Origin of the sequence: Lentzea terrae (assembly GCF_003265345.1) — a bacterium.
Classification (GTDB): Bacteria; Actinomycetota; Actinomycetes; order Mycobacteriales; family Pseudonocardiaceae; genus Lentzea; species Lentzea terrae.
On the sequence record NZ_QFWW01000010.1, the window covers coordinates 57,229 to 75,011 of the forward strand.

At 69.9% G+C, this 17,783-nt stretch carries 12 protein-coding genes; 3 read left to right on the forward strand and 9 right to left on the reverse strand.

Features of this window, described 5'->3' with window-relative positions; all coding sequences use genetic code 11:
* Positions 1 to 115: 115 nt before the first annotated feature.
* Both DI276_RS17280 and DI276_RS17285 read left to right on the forward strand, forming a co-directional pair.
* Positions 116 to 775, forward strand: coding sequence for a response regulator (locus DI276_RS17280; protein ID WP_112264496.1), 660 nt, complete (start codon positions 116 to 118; stop codon positions 773 to 775).
* A complete protein-coding gene (locus tag DI276_RS17285; protein WP_112264498.1) occupies positions 772 to 1,878 on the forward strand; it encodes a sensor histidine kinase in 1,107 nt (368 codons plus the stop codon). Before DI276_RS17280 ends, DI276_RS17285 begins: the two co-directional genes overlap by 4 nt.
* A gap of 83 nt (positions 1,879 to 1,961) precedes the next feature.
* Here DI276_RS17285 and DI276_RS17290 read toward each other — a convergent pair whose 3' ends face one another.
* The 3 genes from DI276_RS17290 to DI276_RS17300 all read right to left on the reverse strand — a co-directional run bounded on the left by DI276_RS17290 (position 1,962) and on the right by DI276_RS17300 (position 6,323).
* On the reverse strand, positions 1,962 to 3,173 hold the full coding sequence (locus tag DI276_RS17290) for a hypothetical protein (RefSeq protein WP_157984764.1): 1,212 nt from the start codon (positions 3,171 to 3,173) through the stop codon (positions 1,962 to 1,964).
* A gap of 229 nt (positions 3,174 to 3,402) precedes the next feature.
* Positions 3,403 to 5,004 (reverse strand): PHP domain-containing protein, encoded by a 1,602-nt coding sequence (locus tag DI276_RS17295; protein WP_112264502.1) that lies wholly within the window; start codon positions 5,002 to 5,004, stop codon positions 3,403 to 3,405.
* Complete coding sequence (locus DI276_RS17300) at positions 5,004 to 6,323, reverse strand: jacalin-like lectin (protein ID WP_112264504.1); 1,320 nt, start codon at positions 6,321 to 6,323, stop codon at positions 5,004 to 5,006. The genes DI276_RS17295 and DI276_RS17300 overlap by 1 nt, the downstream gene beginning before the upstream one ends.
* A 220-nt stretch (positions 6,324 to 6,543) precedes the next feature.
* Between DI276_RS17300 and DI276_RS17305 the strand changes: the two genes are divergently transcribed.
* Positions 6,544 to 7,581: an AraC family transcriptional regulator gene (locus DI276_RS17305; protein ID WP_112264506.1), complete on the forward strand. Its 1,038-nt coding sequence runs from the start codon at positions 6,544 to 6,546 to the stop codon at positions 7,579 to 7,581.
* Here DI276_RS17305 and DI276_RS17310 read toward each other — a convergent pair whose 3' ends face one another.
* From DI276_RS17310 to DI276_RS17335, 6 genes are all read right to left on the reverse strand, one after another.
* Positions 7,582 to 8,985, reverse strand: coding sequence for an aldehyde dehydrogenase family protein (locus tag DI276_RS17310; RefSeq protein ID WP_112264508.1), 1,404 nt, complete (start codon positions 8,983 to 8,985; stop codon positions 7,582 to 7,584).
* Positions 8,982 to 10,304, reverse strand: a complete 1,323-nt coding sequence (locus tag DI276_RS17315; protein WP_198680709.1) for a flavin-containing monooxygenase — start codon at positions 10,302 to 10,304, stop codon at positions 8,982 to 8,984. Before DI276_RS17315 ends, DI276_RS17310 begins: the two co-directional genes overlap by 4 nt.
* Before the next feature lie 51 nt (positions 10,305 to 10,355).
* A complete protein-coding gene (locus DI276_RS17320; RefSeq protein WP_112264510.1) occupies positions 10,356 to 11,525 on the reverse strand; it encodes an MFS transporter in 1,170 nt (389 codons plus the stop codon).
* Between the two features lie 3 nt (positions 11,526 to 11,528).
* A complete protein-coding gene (locus DI276_RS17325; RefSeq protein ID WP_112264511.1) occupies positions 11,529 to 14,675 on the reverse strand; it encodes a cytochrome P450 in 3,147 nt (1,048 codons plus the stop codon).
* 53 nt (positions 14,676 to 14,728) lie between these two features.
* Positions 14,729 to 15,604 (reverse strand): SDR family NAD(P)-dependent oxidoreductase, encoded by an 876-nt coding sequence (locus DI276_RS17330; protein WP_112264513.1) that lies wholly within the window; start codon positions 15,602 to 15,604, stop codon positions 14,729 to 14,731.
* A gap of 176 nt (positions 15,605 to 15,780) precedes the next feature.
* Positions 15,781 to 17,778: a cellulase family glycosylhydrolase gene (locus DI276_RS17335; RefSeq protein ID WP_112264573.1), complete on the reverse strand. Its 1,998-nt coding sequence runs from the start codon at positions 17,776 to 17,778 to the stop codon at positions 15,781 to 15,783.
* Positions 17,779 to 17,783: the final 5 nt, after the last annotated feature.

Here is a 17,783-nt window from a genome sequence, read left to right on the forward strand (position 1 = left end):
GACCGGCTGGTGAGAACCCGTCAGTCGGCGGGTGCCACCTGCCAGGTTTCGGATGGCAGAACCGCACCGGTGTTGGCGAGACTGAGCACGTGCAGGATCCACAGAGGAGCGTGACATGATCCGAGTGGTCGTCGTGGACGACGAGGAACTGGTGCGGACGGGGTTCCGCCTGATCCTCCAGGCGGCCGGGGACATCGAGGTCGTCGCGACGCCGACCGGCGCGCAGGCGGTGCGCGAGATCAGCCTGCACAAACCCGATGTCGTGCTGCTCGACATCCGGATGCCGGACGTGGACGGGCTCACCGTCCTGCGCCAGCTGCAGGGCCTGAAGAACCCGCCGGTCGTCGCCATGCTCACGACGTTCGACTCCGACGAGTACATCGCCATGGCCCTGCGGTCGGGCGCGGCCGGGTTCATCCTCAAGGACACCGGGCCCGAACAGCTCGCCCAGATGGTGCGCACCCTGGTCAGCGGTGGCGTGGTGCTCTCCCCCAAGGTCACCCGCACGGTCGTCGACGGCTACCTCGGCTCCGGCGCGGGCTCGCAGGCCTCCGAGCAGGTCGGCCTGCTGACCGAACGCGAACGCGCCGTGCTCGTGCTGATCGCCGAAGGGCTGTCCAACACCGACATCGGGGCCCGCGTCCACGTCAGCGTCGGCACGGTGAAGGACCACGTCAGCGCCATCCTCACCAAGCTCCGCGTGGGCAGCAGGGTCCAGGCGGCACTGGTGGCGCAGCGGGCGGGCCTGCTCGACGGGAACGGGGAACGGCCATGAGCTCCCGGCTGTCCGACCGGCTCGTCGAAGTCCTGGTGCTCGTGGTCGCCGTCGCCGAGGGCGTGCTGACCACGATCACCGAGGACGACCCGTACGGGTTCATCCCGATCGCGATCGCCGTGCTCGCGCTCGTGGTGGTCGAACGCTGGCCGCTGGCCGCGTTCCTGGCAACCCTGCCGGCCGTGCTGTACCCCGGCGCGATCGTCCCGGCGATCGTCGCCCTCTACGTGGTCTCGAGCCGCTACCGCGACTGGTGGCTGCTCGCCGGCTGCGGGCTGCTCGCCGCCGCCAGCTTCGTCTTCCCGACCACGGAGTTCGCCCCGACGATCTGGGACTCCTACGCGCTGCTCGGCGTCATCTACTTCACGATGACGGCACTCGCACCGATCCTGCTCGGTCAGTTCCTGCACACGCAGCGGGAGCTGGCGCTGCGGCTGGAGGAGGTCAAGGAGGCCCGCGAGCACGAGCGGCGACTCGACGCCGAGGCGATCCTCGCCCGCGAACGCAACCAGCTCGCCCGCGAGATGCACGACGTCGTCTCCCACCAGGTGAGTCTGATCGCGGTGCAGGCGGGCGCGCTCAAGGTCAGCACCACCGACCCCAACGCCTCGCTGGCGGCCGAGAACGTCCGCCAGCTGTCGGTGAACACGCTCGACGAGCTGCGCCACATGGTGAACCTGCTGCGTGCGTCGGGCAGCCCGGCGACCGAGCTGACCCCGCAGCCGACGCTGACCGACCTGGACCGGCTCATCGGCAACAGCGCGATCGACGCACGCCTCGTCGGCGCCGCCCCGGACGACCTGGAGCCGCCGGTGCAGCGCGCGATCTACCGCACCATCCAGGAAGCGCTCACCAACGTGCGCAAGCACGCCCCCGGCGCCAGCGCCACGATCGACATCAGCCACGACGACACCGATCTGACCGTCACCGTCACCAACACCCCGCCCACCCGGCCGAACCTCGCCCTGCCCAGCGCCCGCCACGGGCTCGTCGGGCTGCACGAACGGGCGGCGCTGCTGGGCGGGAGGCTCCACACCGGACCCACGCCCGACGGCGGCTTCCAGCTACAGCTGCGGCTGCCGGCGGGCGCCGCGCGAGGCTGACCGTCGCCCGCGCCAGGTACACCGCGCAGCCCAGGCCGGGCAGCAGGCTCCACACCGCACCCACACCCGACCGCCACTTCCAGCTACAGCTGCGGCTGCCGATCACCACGGTCGGCACCGCGCGTGGCCGACCGTCGCCCGAAGCGGGCCAGGTAGACCGCGCGGCCCGCGAGGCTGACCTCGAGGTGGTCCACCACTGGATCGAAGAACGTCTTGCGGTGAGCGGAGTCGGTGACGATCGTGGCGATGAAGTACAGCGTCGAGAACGCGGCGACGAACAGGCAGACCTGCACCAGCTCGTTCGACAACGGCACCTGAACGCCGAACAGCTGGCCGGGCGTCGGATCGTGGCTCACCCACGACTTGATGGCGGAGTCGGGAATCGCGAGCTTGCCCAGCACCACGAAGGCCGCGAAGACCACCATCGCGAACACCAGTGCCTGCAGCATCATGGTGAGCAGCAGGATCAGCACCACGTTCGCGCGTTCCAGCGGCGTGAGCGGCTGGGACGTCTCATCCACCCCTGCGCGCAGCCCCGCGAAAGGTTCGTCGGGCAACGCGCTGAAGTGGTCGACCGACGCGAGCCCGGTGCGCAGTGCGCGCACCTCCGCGGCGAACACCGAGCACAGGAAGAGCCCGCTCAGGACGGCGAAGAACCCCAGGATCAACGCCATCTGGCCACGCGGGATCTGCCCGGCGCTCTGCCAGATCTCGGCGGTGAAGAAACCGAACGTCGTCACCAGCAACAACAACGGCATGGCGCGGCTGGTCATCGTCCCGACGCTGCGCAGCTGACGCAGTGCCGCCCGCAACGCCCAGCCGAGGATCGACCCCACGCCGATCGCCGTCAGGCCGTACAGCAGCCCCACCTCGATCAGGTAGGCCAGGAGTTCTGCCCACGGCTCGGTGTTGTCGAGCACCGTGTCCGCGGCCGTGCCCACCACCACGTAGCCGACGACAACCGCTAGGGCCGGCACGAACCCGCGGTCGTCCAGGACGCGGTCACGGGCCCAGCCCGCGGCGAGCCACGCGGCGATGGCGGGAAAGACCACCGTTCCGACCAACGTGACGGTGTAGAGCAGCAGGAAGAGACCGTTCTCGATCCGCTCGGAGAACGCCGCGTCCCCGTCGATGATGGTCACCACCTTGTACAGCAGCTCGGCCAGCGCGAGCCAGACCACCGCGGGAACGATGCGGACCGTGAGGTTCTTCTCCAGCCCGCGCACGACGGCGGGCAGTCCCCTGCGGCGAAACCACTGCTCTGTCTTGCGCGCGTCCAGTTCGGACCTGCTCATGTGCTCGTTCATCCTGTCTGACCGGCCCGGAGATCACCGCCGGGTGGCGGGGTGGTTCCCGACAGTCGGCGGAGTGCGGCCGGTGCGACCGCTGCGGTGTGCTGGACGCGCAGATCCTAAAGCGACGAAGGGACTGCCAGACGCCGCGGGACCGGAACCCTGCACCGACCGCGGCACGGACGGGTACCGTGCCAAGCCACGCCACCCTCGGCGCGGTACCCGTCTCCTCTCAGCGCGGTACGGCGGCGAACACCGGGTTCGAGTAGCACCACAGGTCTTCCCACGGGTCCGCCTTGCCGACGACGTCGATCGCCGGACCGGCCGGATCGACGGCGGCGCCGTGGTAGCCGGGTGCGGTGCGCTTGCCGTCGGTGCCCCTGACCCGCACGTAGAACGGTCCGTCGACGGTGATCCGGTGGACCAGTTCGACGGTGCCGGAGCGGGCCCGGACGTCCCACGACCGCGCGACCTTCGTCTGCGGGGCGCGCAGGACCGACCGGTCGGCTGCCGGGCCGGTGACCGCGCCGACGATCAGGTCGACCCGCGCCAGCTCCGGCACGAAACCGGCGAAGTTCGGGCGGTCGGCCAGGTCGATCCGGACCACCACCTCGACCACGTCACCGCGGCGCGCCCGCAGCGTGCCGCCCATCGCCGTCCCCGGCCCACGTGATCCGCGCGGGCGCAGCCGCACGTCCAGACCTGCCACGAGATCGCCGAGGCAGACCCACATCCGGCCGGCCCGCATCGCCCGCATCACCTCGCGGTGACCGCGGCCGGTGACGCCGACCCAGGTCTTGTTGTAGGCGCCGGGCGGGAACGAGCTGTACTCGACGACCGGGCGGCCCGCGTTGACCGGGTCAGGGAACCGGCCGGTGTTGTTGAAGGTGCGGCCCTCGCTGTCGTACGGGATGTCGTCGTAACCTTGCTGGTCGAGGCGGTCCACCGGGTTCTTCATCCAGTCCCCGCAACCCTGGTGGCCGTCCGAGGTGGTGGTGATCCACCACGGTTTGCCCTCGGCGAGCAGGCTGTCCCAGAAGCCGCCGACCGTGGCGGTCGTCCAGTCGAAACCGCCCCACGTGCGGTAGCTCTCGGCCGGATAACCGGGGAAGGAGAACTTGCCCGGAGCCGAGTCGTACAAGCCGCGGCCCCGCGCCATGCCCGGTGCCGGCAGACCGGCCGCCTGGTGGCCGGGCGCGCCCTCCATGCCGATCACGATGCCCGGCGCCGTGTCGCGCCAGGTGCGGGTCTCCCCCGGCGAGTTGATGCCCAGCCGCGACGGGTGGTTGGGCAGCACCAGCGCGTCGGCGATCCGGCCGGACGCCACCGCGTTCTGCAGGAACTTCAACGCCTGCACCGCGATCGCCTCGTTGGCCGGGGTGCCGTCGCGGGTGCCGTTCACGCGTGCGTCGAACCGGGTGACGAACTCCTGCAGCAGGCTCGCCTCGTTGCGGCCGGGCGCGAGCATCAGCGTGGTGTGCTCGCCGGCCGGGATGTTCCACTCCAGGCCGGTGAAGACGAGCATGTCGCTGTACTTCTGCCGGGCCGCCACGATGTCCGCCACCAACGGCGTCACGCTGTGCTTCGCGAACGGGACGTTGCCGTGGTCCGTGATCGTCAGCCAGCTCAGGCCGTGTCGCGCCGCGCGCTCGACCTGTGTGGCCACCGGGTACATGGCGTCGTTGCTGTACTGGCTGTGGGTGTGGTGATCACCGGCGAGCCAGGTGTAGCCACCGCTGCTGCTCTCCGCACGCGCGGGTGTGCTGCCGAGCGCGGCACCGGCCACCAGCCCGGTGCCGATCAGAAATCCGCGCCGGTCGGTCTGTCCCGCCATCACGGGACCCTGGTGAAGACGACGCCGAGCGCGTCGACCTCGTCACCGGAACGGCCGTGGAAGCCCGCGATCTGCCAGCCCGCCGGTGCGGTGTAGGTGACGGCGTTCGGCGTCTCGGAGCCACCGGACAGCGTTCGGCCCGTGTTCGTCGTGAAGCGGGCGAAGAAGATTCTGGTGTGACCGTCGCGCTGGGCCGAGTGCAGGGTCACCGACGTGAGGTGCTCGCCCGCTGCCAGCGTCAGTTCGCGCGCCGAGCCGCCGTTGCCGCCGTGGGTGAAGGACGTGCCGTCGGCGAGGGTGAGCCCGACCTGGTCGACCCGCGAACCGGCGCGCATCGAGACCTTGGTGACCCGCTGCGCCAGCGGAACCGTGGCGACGTCGGTGAACGGGCTGCCGTGCGGTCCGCCCCAGGTGTCGCTGAGCGACAGGGCCGGGTTCAGCGTCCACCGGAAGTCCGCCGCGATCGGGTAGTGGTCGGACAGCATCTTGTTGTCGGCCGTGCGGAACGCCGCGTTCTCGTTGGCGTACCGGGTCAGGTTCAGCGTGATGTACCTGTTGCCGCGGAACAGGATCTTGTCGACGACCTCGCACGCGTCGGTGATGGCGGCGTCGTTGCACACCAGGGCGGGGTCGCCCGCGGCGGGCGGCACGCCACCGCGCTCCTCCTGTACCCAGGCGTCGGTGAGTCCGTTGGCGGAGACCAGTTCCCGGATGTTGTCACCGGTGCGGGTGTAACGGGTGTTGGTGTCGCCGGCGACCACCACCGCGTTGCCCGCCGAGTTGGCGGCGATGAACCGGGAGAGCTCGCTGATGTTGGCGCGCCGGGCGGCGAGGTCGGCCTCGTTCGAGCCCGCGTTGGCGTGCACGTTGTAGAAGTCGATCAGCACGCCCTCGGCGACGCGGGTCCGCGACCACGTGAACCCCTTGGGGGTCAGGCAGTCCGTGCCGTTGCACTTGTCCCACTTGTCTCGGACGAGGTCCGAGTACGGGTGGTTGGCCAGCGTGTTGAGTCCGTCACCGAACGGGACGCCGCCGCTGGTGGGCGTGCGGAACGGGTGGGTGTTGTTGGCGTAGAGCGACGCGTGGAAGTTGAAGTCCTCCTGCACGTGCACGATGTCGTACGGCCTGATCCGCTGACCGATGATCGGCGTGTTGGCCTTCGGGTTGCCACTGGACAGCCCTTCCGGCAGCCCGGCGACGTTGTAGCTCAGCACGGAGAACGTCCCGGCGGCCGGCGGTGCGGCTGCGGCGGGGAGCGCGGCCCCGGTCGTTCCGGCCGACAAGGCGACAACAGCGACAAATCTGGTCAACTTGACCATTTGCACCGCACGGCTCCTAAGTTCAGATACGAGCACGACGCTGGCGACGTTAGGACAACACGAAGAACTTTCATATATCTTGGACATGACAACACGGTGTCCACAAAGCGACGAAGTTTTTCCGCCGCCTGCGGAAAAACCGCTCGCGACGTGACTCAACTGGTACTGCGAACGGGTGAAAGGGCATCATCGGCGTCCTGCCCCAGAAAGGACCTGTTCGATGTCCGCCGACGCGACCAGCCGCAGCACGTCCGCGACGATCTCGCCGAACATCCTGCGGTACCTCACCGCGGTGACCGACGAGCTCGGCGCCGACCTGCGGCCGGCGCTGGCCGGAGTCGGGCTCGACGAGCAGATGCTGCAGTCGGCCGACCTGCGGGTGTCCTACCGCCAGGGCAGCGAGGTCATCCACTGCGCCCTGCAGCTCACCGGGAGTGACGACCTGGGGCTGCGGGTGGGCGCGCGGCAGCACCCGACGGCGTGGGGCCTGATGGGGTTCGCGCTCATGGCGGCCGGCACGTTGCGCGACGCCGTCGAGACCGGGGTGCGGTTCCAGAACCTGTCCGGCGCGATGGTGGTGTGGTCGGCGGGGCAGGCGGACGCGGGTTTCACGCTGTGGGCCGACCAGCCCGATCCGGTGGTGGACGCGGGCGTCGGCACGTTCCTGGTCCAGGAGGCGTTCGCGAGCGTCGTCACGGTCACCCGGCACGCGCTCGGTGCCGAGTTCCGCCCGCGCCAGGTGGACTTCACCTTCGCCGCGCCCGACCCCGCGCCGTACACCGAGCTGTTCGGCTGCCCGGTCCGCTTCTCCGCTGACCGCAACGGTCTGGTGTTCCCCGCCGCGTGGGTGCGCACCGAGATGCCCGGCCGCGACCCCGTCACCTTCGCGTCGCTGACGACGTTGCTGGACGAACAGCTGGCGTCCCGGCGCACCCGGCAGGACCTGTTGGAGGTGCTGGAGATCTCGATCGCGCAGAGCCTGCCGGACGTGCCCACCTTCGCCGAGCAGGCCCGGAAGCACGCGACGGGCGAACGCACGCTGCGCCGCCGCCTCGCCGAGTGCGGGACGACCTACGAGGCACTCGTCGACGGCGTGCGGCGGGAGCGGGTCGAGCTGCTGCTGCGCCGCCCGGACGTGACGTTGACCGACATCGCCCGCCAGGCCGGCTTCTCCGACGTCCGCGCACTGCGGCGGGCGATCCGCCGCTGGCACGACATGACCGCGGTGGAACTGCGCGAGACGGTCCACCACTCCTGATCATCTGGTGCGGACCCAGACGGTCTTCTCCCTGCTCCACTGGTCGAACGCGGTGGTGGACTTCTCCGCGCCGCCGAACCCCGACTGCTTCCAGCCGCCGAACGGCGTGGTGAGGTCGCCTTCGCTGTAGGAGTTGACGGACACGACGCCCGCGTGGATCCCGCGCGCCAGCCGCCACGCGACGTCGATGCCCCGTGTCCACACCGAGGCGGCGAGGCCGTAGTCGGTGGCGTTGGCGAGGCTGACCGCTTCCTGCTCGGTGGCGAAGGTCTGCACGCTGACCACCGGTCCGAACAGCTCGGTGGTGAGCAGCCCGGTTCCGGGTGGCACGTCGGTGACGACCGTCGGCGGGTAGTAGGAACCGTTGGGGTGCAGGCCTTCCGGCAGTTCGGCGGCGTGCACGTGTGCTCCCGTTCGTTGCGCGTCGTCGACCGCTTGCGTGACACGGGCGACTGCGGCGTGGCTGATCAACGGGCCGATCCTGGTGTCCGGATTGGACGGGTCGCCGATCACGAGCTCGCGTGCTGCGGCAGTGAATCGCTTTGTCACTTCGTCCGCGATGTCCTGGTGGACCAGGATGCGGGAGCCCGCCGTGCAGTTCTGGCCCGAGGTGAGGAAGGCAGCCTCGATCATGTTGTCGATCAGGTCGTCGAACTCGAGCGCGTCGGGCATCAGCACCTGTGGGCTCTTGCCACCCATCTCCAGCGACACGCGCTTGAAGTTGGTGAGTGCCGCCGTGGCGAGCACCTTGCGCCCAGTGGCGGTGGAACCCGTGAACGACAACGCGCCGACCACCGGATCCCGTGCGAGCGCGGCGCCGGTGACGTCACCTCGTCCCGTCAGCACCGTCAGCACACCTTGCGGCAACCCTGCTTCTGCGGCCAGCCGCGCCACGTGCAGCACCGAGCGCGGGGTCTGCTCCGCGGGTTTGAGCAGCAGGCAGTTACCGGCGGCGAGCGCGGGACCGATCTTCCACGCGGCCATGGCGAGCGGGTAGTTCCACGGCAGGATGGCGGCGGCCACGCCGACGGGTTCGCGGGTGATCACGCCGAGATGGCCGGGGCCGGTGGGTGCGACGCGGCCGAAGACCTTGTCCGCCGCCTCGGCGAACCAGCGCAGCGACTCGATCGCGCCGGGCACGTCGCCGGTGCGGCACTCGGTGATCGGCTTGCCCGCGTCTTCGCTGTCGAGGCGGGCCAGGATTTCGGCGTCGCGTTGCATCAGGTCGGCCAGGCGGAGCAGGGTCGCTGCTCGTTCTCTTGGCGGCAGTTGGGACCAGACGCCGCTCTCGTACACCTTCGCGGCTCGTCTGGCGGCTTCGGCGACTTCAGCCTCGTCTGCGGCCGGCACGGTGGTGATCAGCTCGCCGGTGGCGGGATTGCGGACTTCCAACGCTGTGCTCACACCGCCTCCTCGTACCGGAAAACGGCCGGCACCGGAGCCCTGCCCTCGGTGGGCCACCCCATCTCCTTGGCGAGCTTCGTGACGTACTTGAGGTACGCGCCGCTGTCGACGTACCCGGTGTGCCGCGGCGAAGCGACGAACTTCAGCCCCGCGGTGAGGTCGGGCCGATCCTCGCGGATCATGCGCGCGAACCGTTCCGGTCCATCTTGGACGTACGCGGCGATCAGCTGCGCCTGCAGGTCGAAGAGCTTGTAGGCGCCCGAGTTCGTCTCGATGAAGCCGACGCCGCACAACCCTTCGTGCTCGCGGGAGAACACCGACAGGTACAGGTCCGGGTGCTGCTCGTCGCCGAAGTACCGTTGCGCCACCGGTACCGCGTGCCGGTAGCCGGTCGCGAACAGGACGAGGTCGAAGTCGTCCGAGGTGCCGTCGGCGAAGTGCACGGTCGTGCCGTCGGTGTGCGCGATGCCGGGCTTGGCGGTGATGTCGCCGTGCCGCAGGTGGTGGATCAGCATCGAGTTGATGACCGGGTGCGTCTCGAACAGCCGGTGGTCCGGCGCGGGCAGGCCGAGCCGGGCGGGGTCGCCGTCGAACATCCTCAGCAGCGCACCGAAGACCTTCTGCTCCAACCACTTCGGCAGGTGGGGTCCGCCGTCGGACAACGTGTCGACCGGGCGGCCGAACAGGTGCTTCGGGATGAACCAGTAGCCGCGCCGCATGCTGATCACCGCGTGGTCGGCGGCGCGGGCCGCGTCGCAGGCGATGTCGCAGCCCGAGTTGCCCGCGCCCACGACGAGCACGCGCTTGCCGCGCAGTTCGGCGGCGTCGCGGTAGCCCATCGTGTGGCGGACCTCGCCGGTGAAGGCACCCGGCAACTCGGGGATGTTGGGGTGCCACTGGGAACCGGTGCACACCACCACCTGCGAGTGCACGGTGTCGCGGCCGTCTGCCCGCGTGACCGTCCAGGTGCCGTCGGTGTTCTTGCGGACGTCACGCACCTCAACCCCGAACTCGATGCGCTCGGTCAGCCCGTACGCGTCGGCGAACGACCGCAGGTAGCTCAGCACCTGCCGATGTGACGGGTAGTCGGGGAAGTGGTCCGGCATCGGCCAGCCGCCGAAGCCCGACCGGGTCTTGCTGGAGATGAAGTGCGCCGAGGAGTACATCGGGCTGCCGGGGTTGTCGATGTCCCAGATGCCGCCGGCGGCAGTGTGCCGCTCGACGTGGGTGTACGGCAGCCCCCGGTCGGCCAGTGCGCGGGCCACCGCGAGTCCGGCCGGCCCGGCTCCGATGACGCACGTGTCGGGTTTGATGTCCACGGACCCCGCCTTTCTGCTTCGACTCTGCGACTGAACGTAGGGATGCCGCGCCTACTGAGAACTGGCGTCACCGGCCGGGATGGGGACTCCAGCGGCCAACCGGCTGTCCGCCGCCGTCGTCATCCGCAGCAACGGCAGCGACGCGACGACCATGCCGAGCGCGAACAGCACGCCCAGCACCTCCGGCCCCGTGTGCTCCAGCAGCAGCCCCACGGCCAACGGCCCAGCGCCGGTGCCCAACGCCGAGGCGCCGCTGAGCGAGGCGACCCACCGGCCGGACGGGTCGAGCACCGCCGCGGCTGCCACCATCTGCACCAGCACCGCCAGCTGACAGGCCTGCCAGACCACCGCCGCCGCGGTGAAGAGCACCGGTTCGTCGCTGATCACGACCACGGCCATCGCGACGGCCTCCACGACGACGAACACCACCATCGACCGGAGCCGCCCGAACCGGCGGGCCGCCGGTGTGCCCGCCACCGCGCCGGCCAGGGCCACGACGCTCGACACCGCGAGGATCAGCGACACCGTGGTGGCGTCCAGGCCGGTGTGCTCGCGGCCGAGGACGGAGGCGTAGGCCCAGGTGCCCTGGGTGATCGTCCAGAGACACGCGGTCCCGATCAGGAGGACGGCGGAGGGGCGGCTGGTCGCGGCTTTCGTTGAACGACCGGCTTTCGTTGCCGTGGCAGGGCTTTCCGGCAGCTTCCCCACCAGGAACCAGGCAGGCGCGCAGCACACCGCGAGCAGCAAGAACCCGGCCCCGCCCCACTGCTCGTTCACCAGCGGCACCGCCACGATCATCAGCGCCGCGACCACCACCGTGCCCGCCACCGCGACGGCGGACGCGCGGTCGGAGTCCTCCGTCGCCGCCAGTGCCGCCGTGGCCGCCGCGTAGACGATGCCGAGTGCGGCACCGAGCAGCAGGTTGGTCAGCAGCAGCGTGACCGGGTCGCCGGCCAGGGCCACCCACAGCGCTGCGAACGCCGTCAGCGCCAGGCCGAGGCGGGCCATCGCGACCCGGCCCGGACTGGCCGCGCGGGACGCCAGCAGGAGGGTCACGACGGCGGTCGCCGTCAGCTGGGCCGCGCCCACCAGGCCCGCGCCCGCGCCGGACAAGCCGGCGCGGGACGCGAAGTCGTCGATGAACACCGGCATCACGTTCGTGCCCGCGCTGCCCATCGCGATCCCGGCGATCAACGCCACCGCGACGCCGAAAGACCACATCGGTCAGCCCGCCCAGACGTCTTCGACGTAGCGGTCCGACTCCTGCATGCCGGCGAGCCACAGGGCGGCCTGGCGCTCGTCGCCGCCGGTGTGCTTGCGGTAGAGCTCCATGAACGCCTCCCGCACGGCCGGTGCCATCCGGCGGCCGTCACCGCAGACGTACACCCGGCCGCCGCGTGACAGCAGGTCCCAGACCTCTTCACCCTCGGCGGCGATGCGGTCCTGCACGAACGTGACGCCGGCGACGGGTGCCTGTGAGAAGGCCGGGCGCATGCTCACCGCACCGGCTTCCTGCGCCGCCTCCATCTCCGCGCGGTGCAGGTAGTCGACATCCGGGTGGTCGCAACCGAAGTAGGACAGCAGCGGACCGCGCGAGCCGGTGTGCATCCGGTCGAGCACCACACCGCGGAACGGCGCGACACCCGTGCCGGCGCTGACCAGGATCACCGGCACCGACGGGTCGATCGGCAGGCGGAACGAGTCGCCGGCGGCGAGCACCCTGGCCTGGATGACGTCGCCCGCGTCAACCGTCTGCAGGTAGCGCGAGGCGATGCCCTCGAACGTGCCGTCACCGCCTCGGTGCGGTGCGGACAGCAGCGACACCATCAGGTCCACCTCCCCCGGCGACGCGGCAGCGGACGACGAGATCGAGTAGTGCCGGGCGCGCATGACCGGCAGCAGTTCCAGGTAGCGCTCGAAGGGCAGCTCGCAGGCGCGGTACCGCTCCAGCAGGTCGAGCACGCTGTCGTGGCCGGCCGGGGTCGCGGCGAGCGGCGCGCGTTCCGGCGGGCACGCGGTGTGCGATGCCAGCAGCGCGATCTGCTCCGCAGTGGCGGGATCCTGCAGCTCGACGAGGTCGGTCAGCAGGCGGCGCAGCGTCAGCGGACGGTCGACCGGCAGGCTGCTGCGGCCGCGGCGGCCGGACTTCACCCGCACCGTGCGGTCGAGGTCGAGCCCGAACCGGGCGGCGACGCGCTGCACCAGGTCGTCCGGGTTGTGCGGGAGCACCGCGAAGTGGTCGCCGGTGCGGTAGGTGACGCCTTCGGGCAGCCGCACGCGCAGGAACCGCTTGGACCGGCCGAGCGGGTGGTCCACGTCGACCAGCTCGTAGGCCTCCAGCACCTGCATCGGCTGGACCCCGTGCCGCGCGGCGAGCTCACCGGTGACCGACTCGGAGGCGTCCTCCAGCTCGTAGCCCACGGGGCTGGACTCGACCGCGGCAACGGCTTGAGCGGTGCCGTACCGCTCCAGCAGCGCGGCCCACAGGTCCGCGGTCCAGCGGTCGACGGTGCCGGCGAAGTCACCGGCGGCGTCCGCGGCACCGCGTTCCAGCAGCCGGACCGCACCCGCCGCCGCCAGCCGTTCGTCGATCAGCTGCGGCACCCGCTGGTAGGTGGCGGCCCAGTTGCGGTCGCCGACACCCAGCACGGCGTAAGGAAGTCCTTGCAGCGAACCGGGTTCCAACGACTCGGTCCACGCGAGGAACCGCGCGGCGTCGTCGGTGGGACGGCCGTTGTAGGAGGCGGCCACGATCACCACCGGGCCGCTGTCCGGACCGAGCTCGCCCGCGACGTCGTTCAACGGCGCCACCGTCGTGGCGAAACCGCGTTCGTCACCGTCGACGGCGAGGTCCCCGGCGATGCCCGTGCAGGTGCCGAGGTTGGAGCCGTGCAGCAAGGCCAGCGCGGTACCTGCTGCACGGCTGACTGTGGTGGCACCGGCCGCGGTCCGGTCGGTGCTCACGGTGGTGGGACGGCGCCGCTCGGCGCGGGAACGCCGGGCCAGGCGCAGCGTCAAGGCGTCCGGCTTGAGCGTCAGCGACTGCTTGATCTTCAGCTGGTAGTTGGTGTGGTCGATGAACCGGTAGCGGTGCACCAGCAACGCGAGCACCAGCGTCGCCTCGTGCAGCGCGAACTGACGGCCGATGCAGGCACGCTCACCGCTGCCGAACGGCTTGAACAGGTGCACCGGCCGCGACTCCTCGCGCTCCGGCGCGAACCGCTCCGGGTCGAACAGTTCGACGTTGTCGCCCCACGCCGGGTCGCGGTGCAGCTGCGGGATCAGCACCAGCAGACCCTCGCCCTTGCGCACCGCGTACTTGCCGCCGATCACCGTGTCCTCGACCGGTTCGACGCCGTACACCGGCGCGGTCGGCCACAGCCGCAGGCTCTCGTTGAGCACCTGCCGGAGGTAGGTCAGCTTGCCGATGTCGCCGTACTCCGGCTCGGGTTCGGCGTCGCCCCACAGCGCGTCCACCTCGGCCTGGGCCCGCGCCAGTGCCTCCGGGTGCTTGGTCAGGTAGTGCAGCGCGAACGACAGCGCGCCACTGGTCGTCTCGTGACCGGCGATGATGAACGTGATCGCCTGATGGCGGATGTTCACGTCGTCCAGCGGCTCACCGGTCCGCTCGTCACGCGTGTGCAGCATCCGGCCGAGCAGGTCGTCGGTGCTGGTGTCACCGGAGGCCCGGCGGCGGCGGATGACGTCGTCCACGAGGTCCTGCATGCAGGCCAGGTCCTCGCGGAACTGCTCGGCCTTGCCCCACTGGAACAACCCGCTCCACGGCAGTGCCTCGCCCTTGGCCTGGGCGAAGTCGAGCGCCCGCGTCAACGCCGTCACGAACGGGTGCGGCTCGGTGCGGGCGAACGACTCGAAGTCGTAGCCGAAGCCGCACAGCCCGATCGTGTCGAAGGTCAGCCGGGTCATGTCCTCGGCGACGTCGACGGCGTCAGGAGCGTTGTCCCACTTCTCGATCAACGTCTTGGCCACGTCGAGCATCGTCGAGTGGTAGCCGCGCATGGCGCCCAGCGAGAAGGCGGGCATCAGGACGTCGTGTGCCTTCTGCCAGTTCGGCTCGTCGTTGTACGCGGTGAAGAGCCCGTCTCCGCCGATGTCACGCAGCAGCACCAGATCGGGGTGCAGGTTCTTGCGGAACCGGGTCTCGTCCGACAGCTCGGTGACGAGGTCGAGCCCGGAGACGAAGTTGATCTCCCGGTCGAACACGCGGAGCTTGAACAGCGGGCCGAGCTCCTTGGCCTCCTCCATGACGTGCAGCAGACCGTCGACGCCACTGGGGATGTCGAGGGCATGGCCGACCAGTGGCCAGGACGGACGCTCGGGAATCGGCTCGGTGGCGGGGACGTGCGTCATCGGGTTGTGCCTTTCGCGCTGTGGTGGTTCAGGTTCGTGAGGGCGTGCGGGGCTCAGCGCTCGTGCACGAGCTCCCAGCTGCCGCCGTTGCGACGGGCGAGCCCGCGGCGCTCCAGGTCCTCGAGGTAGCGGACCATTCCGGCGTCGCCGCGCTTGCGGAAGAAGGGAAGGATCTTCGGCAGCAGGTTGGGCACGAGCATCGCCAGTCGTGCGCCCAGCGACTCGCTCGGCCGGGCGTAGGCCTCCAGCCGCGGCTTGTCGAGCATGCTGACCACGGCGGCCACGACGTCGGACGGCTGCTGCGGCGGCTCCTGGAACTGCATGGAGTTGCCACCCTCGACGGCCTCGCGGCGCAGCATCGGCGTGTCGGTCGCGGACGGCAGCACCGAGCCGGCCAGGATGCCCTTCTCCCGCAGGTCGAGCCCGATCGACAACATCGCGCCGCGCAGGCCGAACTTGGACGCGCAGTACACCGGCGTCTCGCCCTGCGGGAAGAGGCCGGCGAGTGACACGGTGCTGATCACCCGCGGGTCGCGCGACTTCCACAGCAGCCCGATCGCGAGCCGCGTGGTGACGAGCGGCGAGGTCATGTTGAGCGCGATCTCGCGCTCGATGCTGGGGATGTCCCGCTCGTCGAACCGCTCGGTGCTGGTCATGCCGACGTTGTTGACCAGCACGTCGAGCCGGCCGAACTCCTCGCCGACCTGCTCGAACAGCTGCTCGATCTGGCCCCAGTCCAGCAGGTCGCACCCGATGCCGACGTGGCCGCCACCCGGCAGCTCGCCCGCGACCTTCTTCGCGCGGGCCTCGTCGATGTCGACCACGACGCACCGGGCGCCTCCGGAGGCGAACCGGTGGCACATGGCGCTGCCGATGCCGCCCGCGCCTCCCGTGACGGCGATGACCTTGTCGCGGAAGTCGTAGCTCATGGTGGGTGCCCTTCGTGACGGCCGTTCATCTCGTTGTCACGAAGTTATTTGAGCGCGACGCCCCTGGAACTGGCCGACGCGGCCACAGAGGGAACCGCAGCGGCCACGCCCGCAAAACGAAACCGCCGAGGGCCTGAAAAGGCCTTCGGCGGTTTCGTCCGAAATGGACTCTCGAATCAGGCGGTCGTGCCGGTGACCGCGGTGCCGGACTTGGTGACGTAGTAGCTGACCTTGGCGCCGCTCCAGTAGTGGAACGTGAGGGTCACTCGCTGGTTGTCCTTGACATTGGCGAAGAAGGCGGGCTTCAAGGCGGTGAAACGGTCGGTGTAGTTGGGCGCGAACGCCTGGTCGAACTCCTTGAAGGCCGTCCAGTCGTGCGGCCCGGCGAAGGTGCCGTCGTCGTACTTGGCCTCCATCATGGCGAGCTGGTCGCCGCGGTAGTTCGTCGGGATCTCGAACTCGTCGGTCGTGCCCGTGACGTTGGACAGCACCGGCGTGTCGTAAGTGATCACGTAGAACCGCCACGGCACGCCCTGCGAGAACCGGGCCGTCAGCACCGCGTTCACGCCGTACGTGCGCGAGCCGCTCAACCTGGTCAGCGCCGAGGCGGTCAGCGTCAGCTGGTCGCCGTCGATCGTGTAGTCACTGCCGCGGGTCAGGGCGATGTTTCCGTTGTACAGCCCGGAGAACGACGTGCCGTTGAGGTTCAGCTCGATCGTCTTCGCGGTGATCGGGCTGGACTTCGCGTTGAACACCTGGTCGGTGTAGGCCGTGCCGGAGCGGATCGTCCAGCTCGACTTGACGTGCGCGTAGAGCTCGGGATCCTTCCACTGGAACATGAGGCGGTCGAAGTGCTGGCCGTTGTCCCACAGCATGGTGGTGATCTTCTTGGCCTTGGCGTAGTGGCCGATGTACTCGAAGAACTTCAGCTTCTCGCCCTGCTCGACGGTGCCGGTGTGCCGGTCGAACCCGAGCAGCCCGTACTCACCGAGGATCACCGGGATGCCCTTCGCGATGAAGCTGTCGTGCACGCGGTCGAACGCGTCGGTGTCGAACTTCTGGGCGGTGGCGTCATAACGCATGCCGCCCGCGACGTTCACGCTGAAGGGCCAGTAGCCGTAGGAGTGCACGGTCGCGATCAGGTTGGGGTCGTTCAGCCCCTGGATCTGCTGCACGAGCGGGTCGACGTACTGCTGTTCGGTCGAGGTGTGCAGAGTCGGCAGGACCAGCAGGCGGGTGGCGTTGTTGCCGCCCGACTTGCGCACGATGCCGTGGAACGACGCGTTCAGCTCGGCGTTGAGCGCGATCTCCTGGGGCTTGCCGGTGCTCCCGGCGAACTGCGGCTCGTTCCAGCTCTCGAACGTCAGCTTGGGCCCGAACTCGGTGAAGGCGCCGGAAAGCTGCGTCCACATCTTGTTGAACCTGTTGAGCACGCTGTCGTGCTCGGTCGGCATCTTCGACATCCACAGCCACGAGTCGTGGTGGATGTTGAGCATGACGTACAGATCACGCGCCAGCGCCCAGCGCACGACCTCCTTGACGCGCGCGAGGTACTCCGCCTCGATCGTGCCGTCCGGTGCCAGGTGCGCGTTCCACGTGACCGGGACGCGGATGCTCTTGAAGCCCTGCGCCTTGACGTTGTCCAGCAACCCTTCCGTGACGCGCGGGTTGCCCCACGACGTCTCGTCCGGGCCCGTCGCGTCGAGCGTGTTGCCGAGGTTCCAGCCCGGCTGCATCGCCGCGGTGTGTTCCATCGCGGTGCGGCTCGGGCCGCCGTGCACGCACGTGACACCGTTGAGCGAGAACGCCAGCGGCGCCGTGTTGGCGTGGTCCCAGGTGCCCATGAAGCCGAACTTCGCGGTCGCCTGCGTGCCGATCTTGGCGTTGTTGCCGGTGTTCGCGGCGGTGACCACGCCGTCGGCCTCGGTGAGCTTCGCGTTCCAGGCGTTCCCGGCCTGCTGACCGGTCGGCCACTCCCAGCTCAGTTTCCACCCGTCGACGGCGGCGCCGAGGTTGGTGACGGCGACGTCGGCCTTGAAGCCGCCCTCCCACTGTCCGCTCACGGTGTAGGTGACCTGGCAGCCGGCCTCCGCGGCGACGGCCTGGTTCGGCACCACGAGGCTCGCCGTGAGAGCCACGGCCGCAGCGATTGCCCTGCCGATTGACTTGTGCATGAAGC

What these genes read in the sequence shown, in the direction of transcription:
- DI276_RS17325 (WP_112264511.1), bottom strand. Translation starts at nt 14,675, where the DNA reads ATGACGCACGTCCCCGCCACCGAGCCGATTCCCGAGCGTCCGTCCTGG.
- DI276_RS17285 (WP_112264498.1), top strand. Translation starts at nt 772, where the DNA reads ATGAGCTCCCGGCTGTCCGACCGGCTCGTCGAAGTCCTGGTGCTCGTG.
- DI276_RS17335 (WP_112264573.1), bottom strand. Translation starts at nt 17,778, where the DNA reads ATGCACAAGTCAATCGGCAGGGCAATCGCTGCGGCCGTGGCTCTCACG.
- DI276_RS17300 (WP_112264504.1), bottom strand. Translation starts at nt 6,323, where the DNA reads ATGGTCAAGTTGACCAGATTTGTCGCTGTTGTCGCCTTGTCGGCCGGA.
- DI276_RS17305 (WP_112264506.1), top strand. Translation starts at nt 6,544, where the DNA reads ATGTCCGCCGACGCGACCAGCCGCAGCACGTCCGCGACGATCTCGCCG.
- DI276_RS17280 (WP_112264496.1), top strand. Translation starts at nt 116, where the DNA reads ATGATCCGAGTGGTCGTCGTGGACGACGAGGAACTGGTGCGGACGGGG.
- DI276_RS17290 (WP_157984764.1), bottom strand. Translation starts at nt 3,173, where the DNA reads ATGAGCAGGTCCGAACTGGACGCGCGCAAGACAGAGCAGTGGTTTCGC.
- DI276_RS17295 (WP_112264502.1), bottom strand. Translation starts at nt 5,004, where the DNA reads ATGGCGGGACAGACCGACCGGCGCGGATTTCTGATCGGCACCGGGCTG.
- DI276_RS17320 (WP_112264510.1), bottom strand. Translation starts at nt 11,525, where the DNA reads ATGTGGTCTTTCGGCGTCGCGGTGGCGTTGATCGCCGGGATCGCGATG.
- DI276_RS17330 (WP_112264513.1), bottom strand. Translation starts at nt 15,604, where the DNA reads ATGAGCTACGACTTCCGCGACAAGGTCATCGCCGTCACGGGAGGCGCG.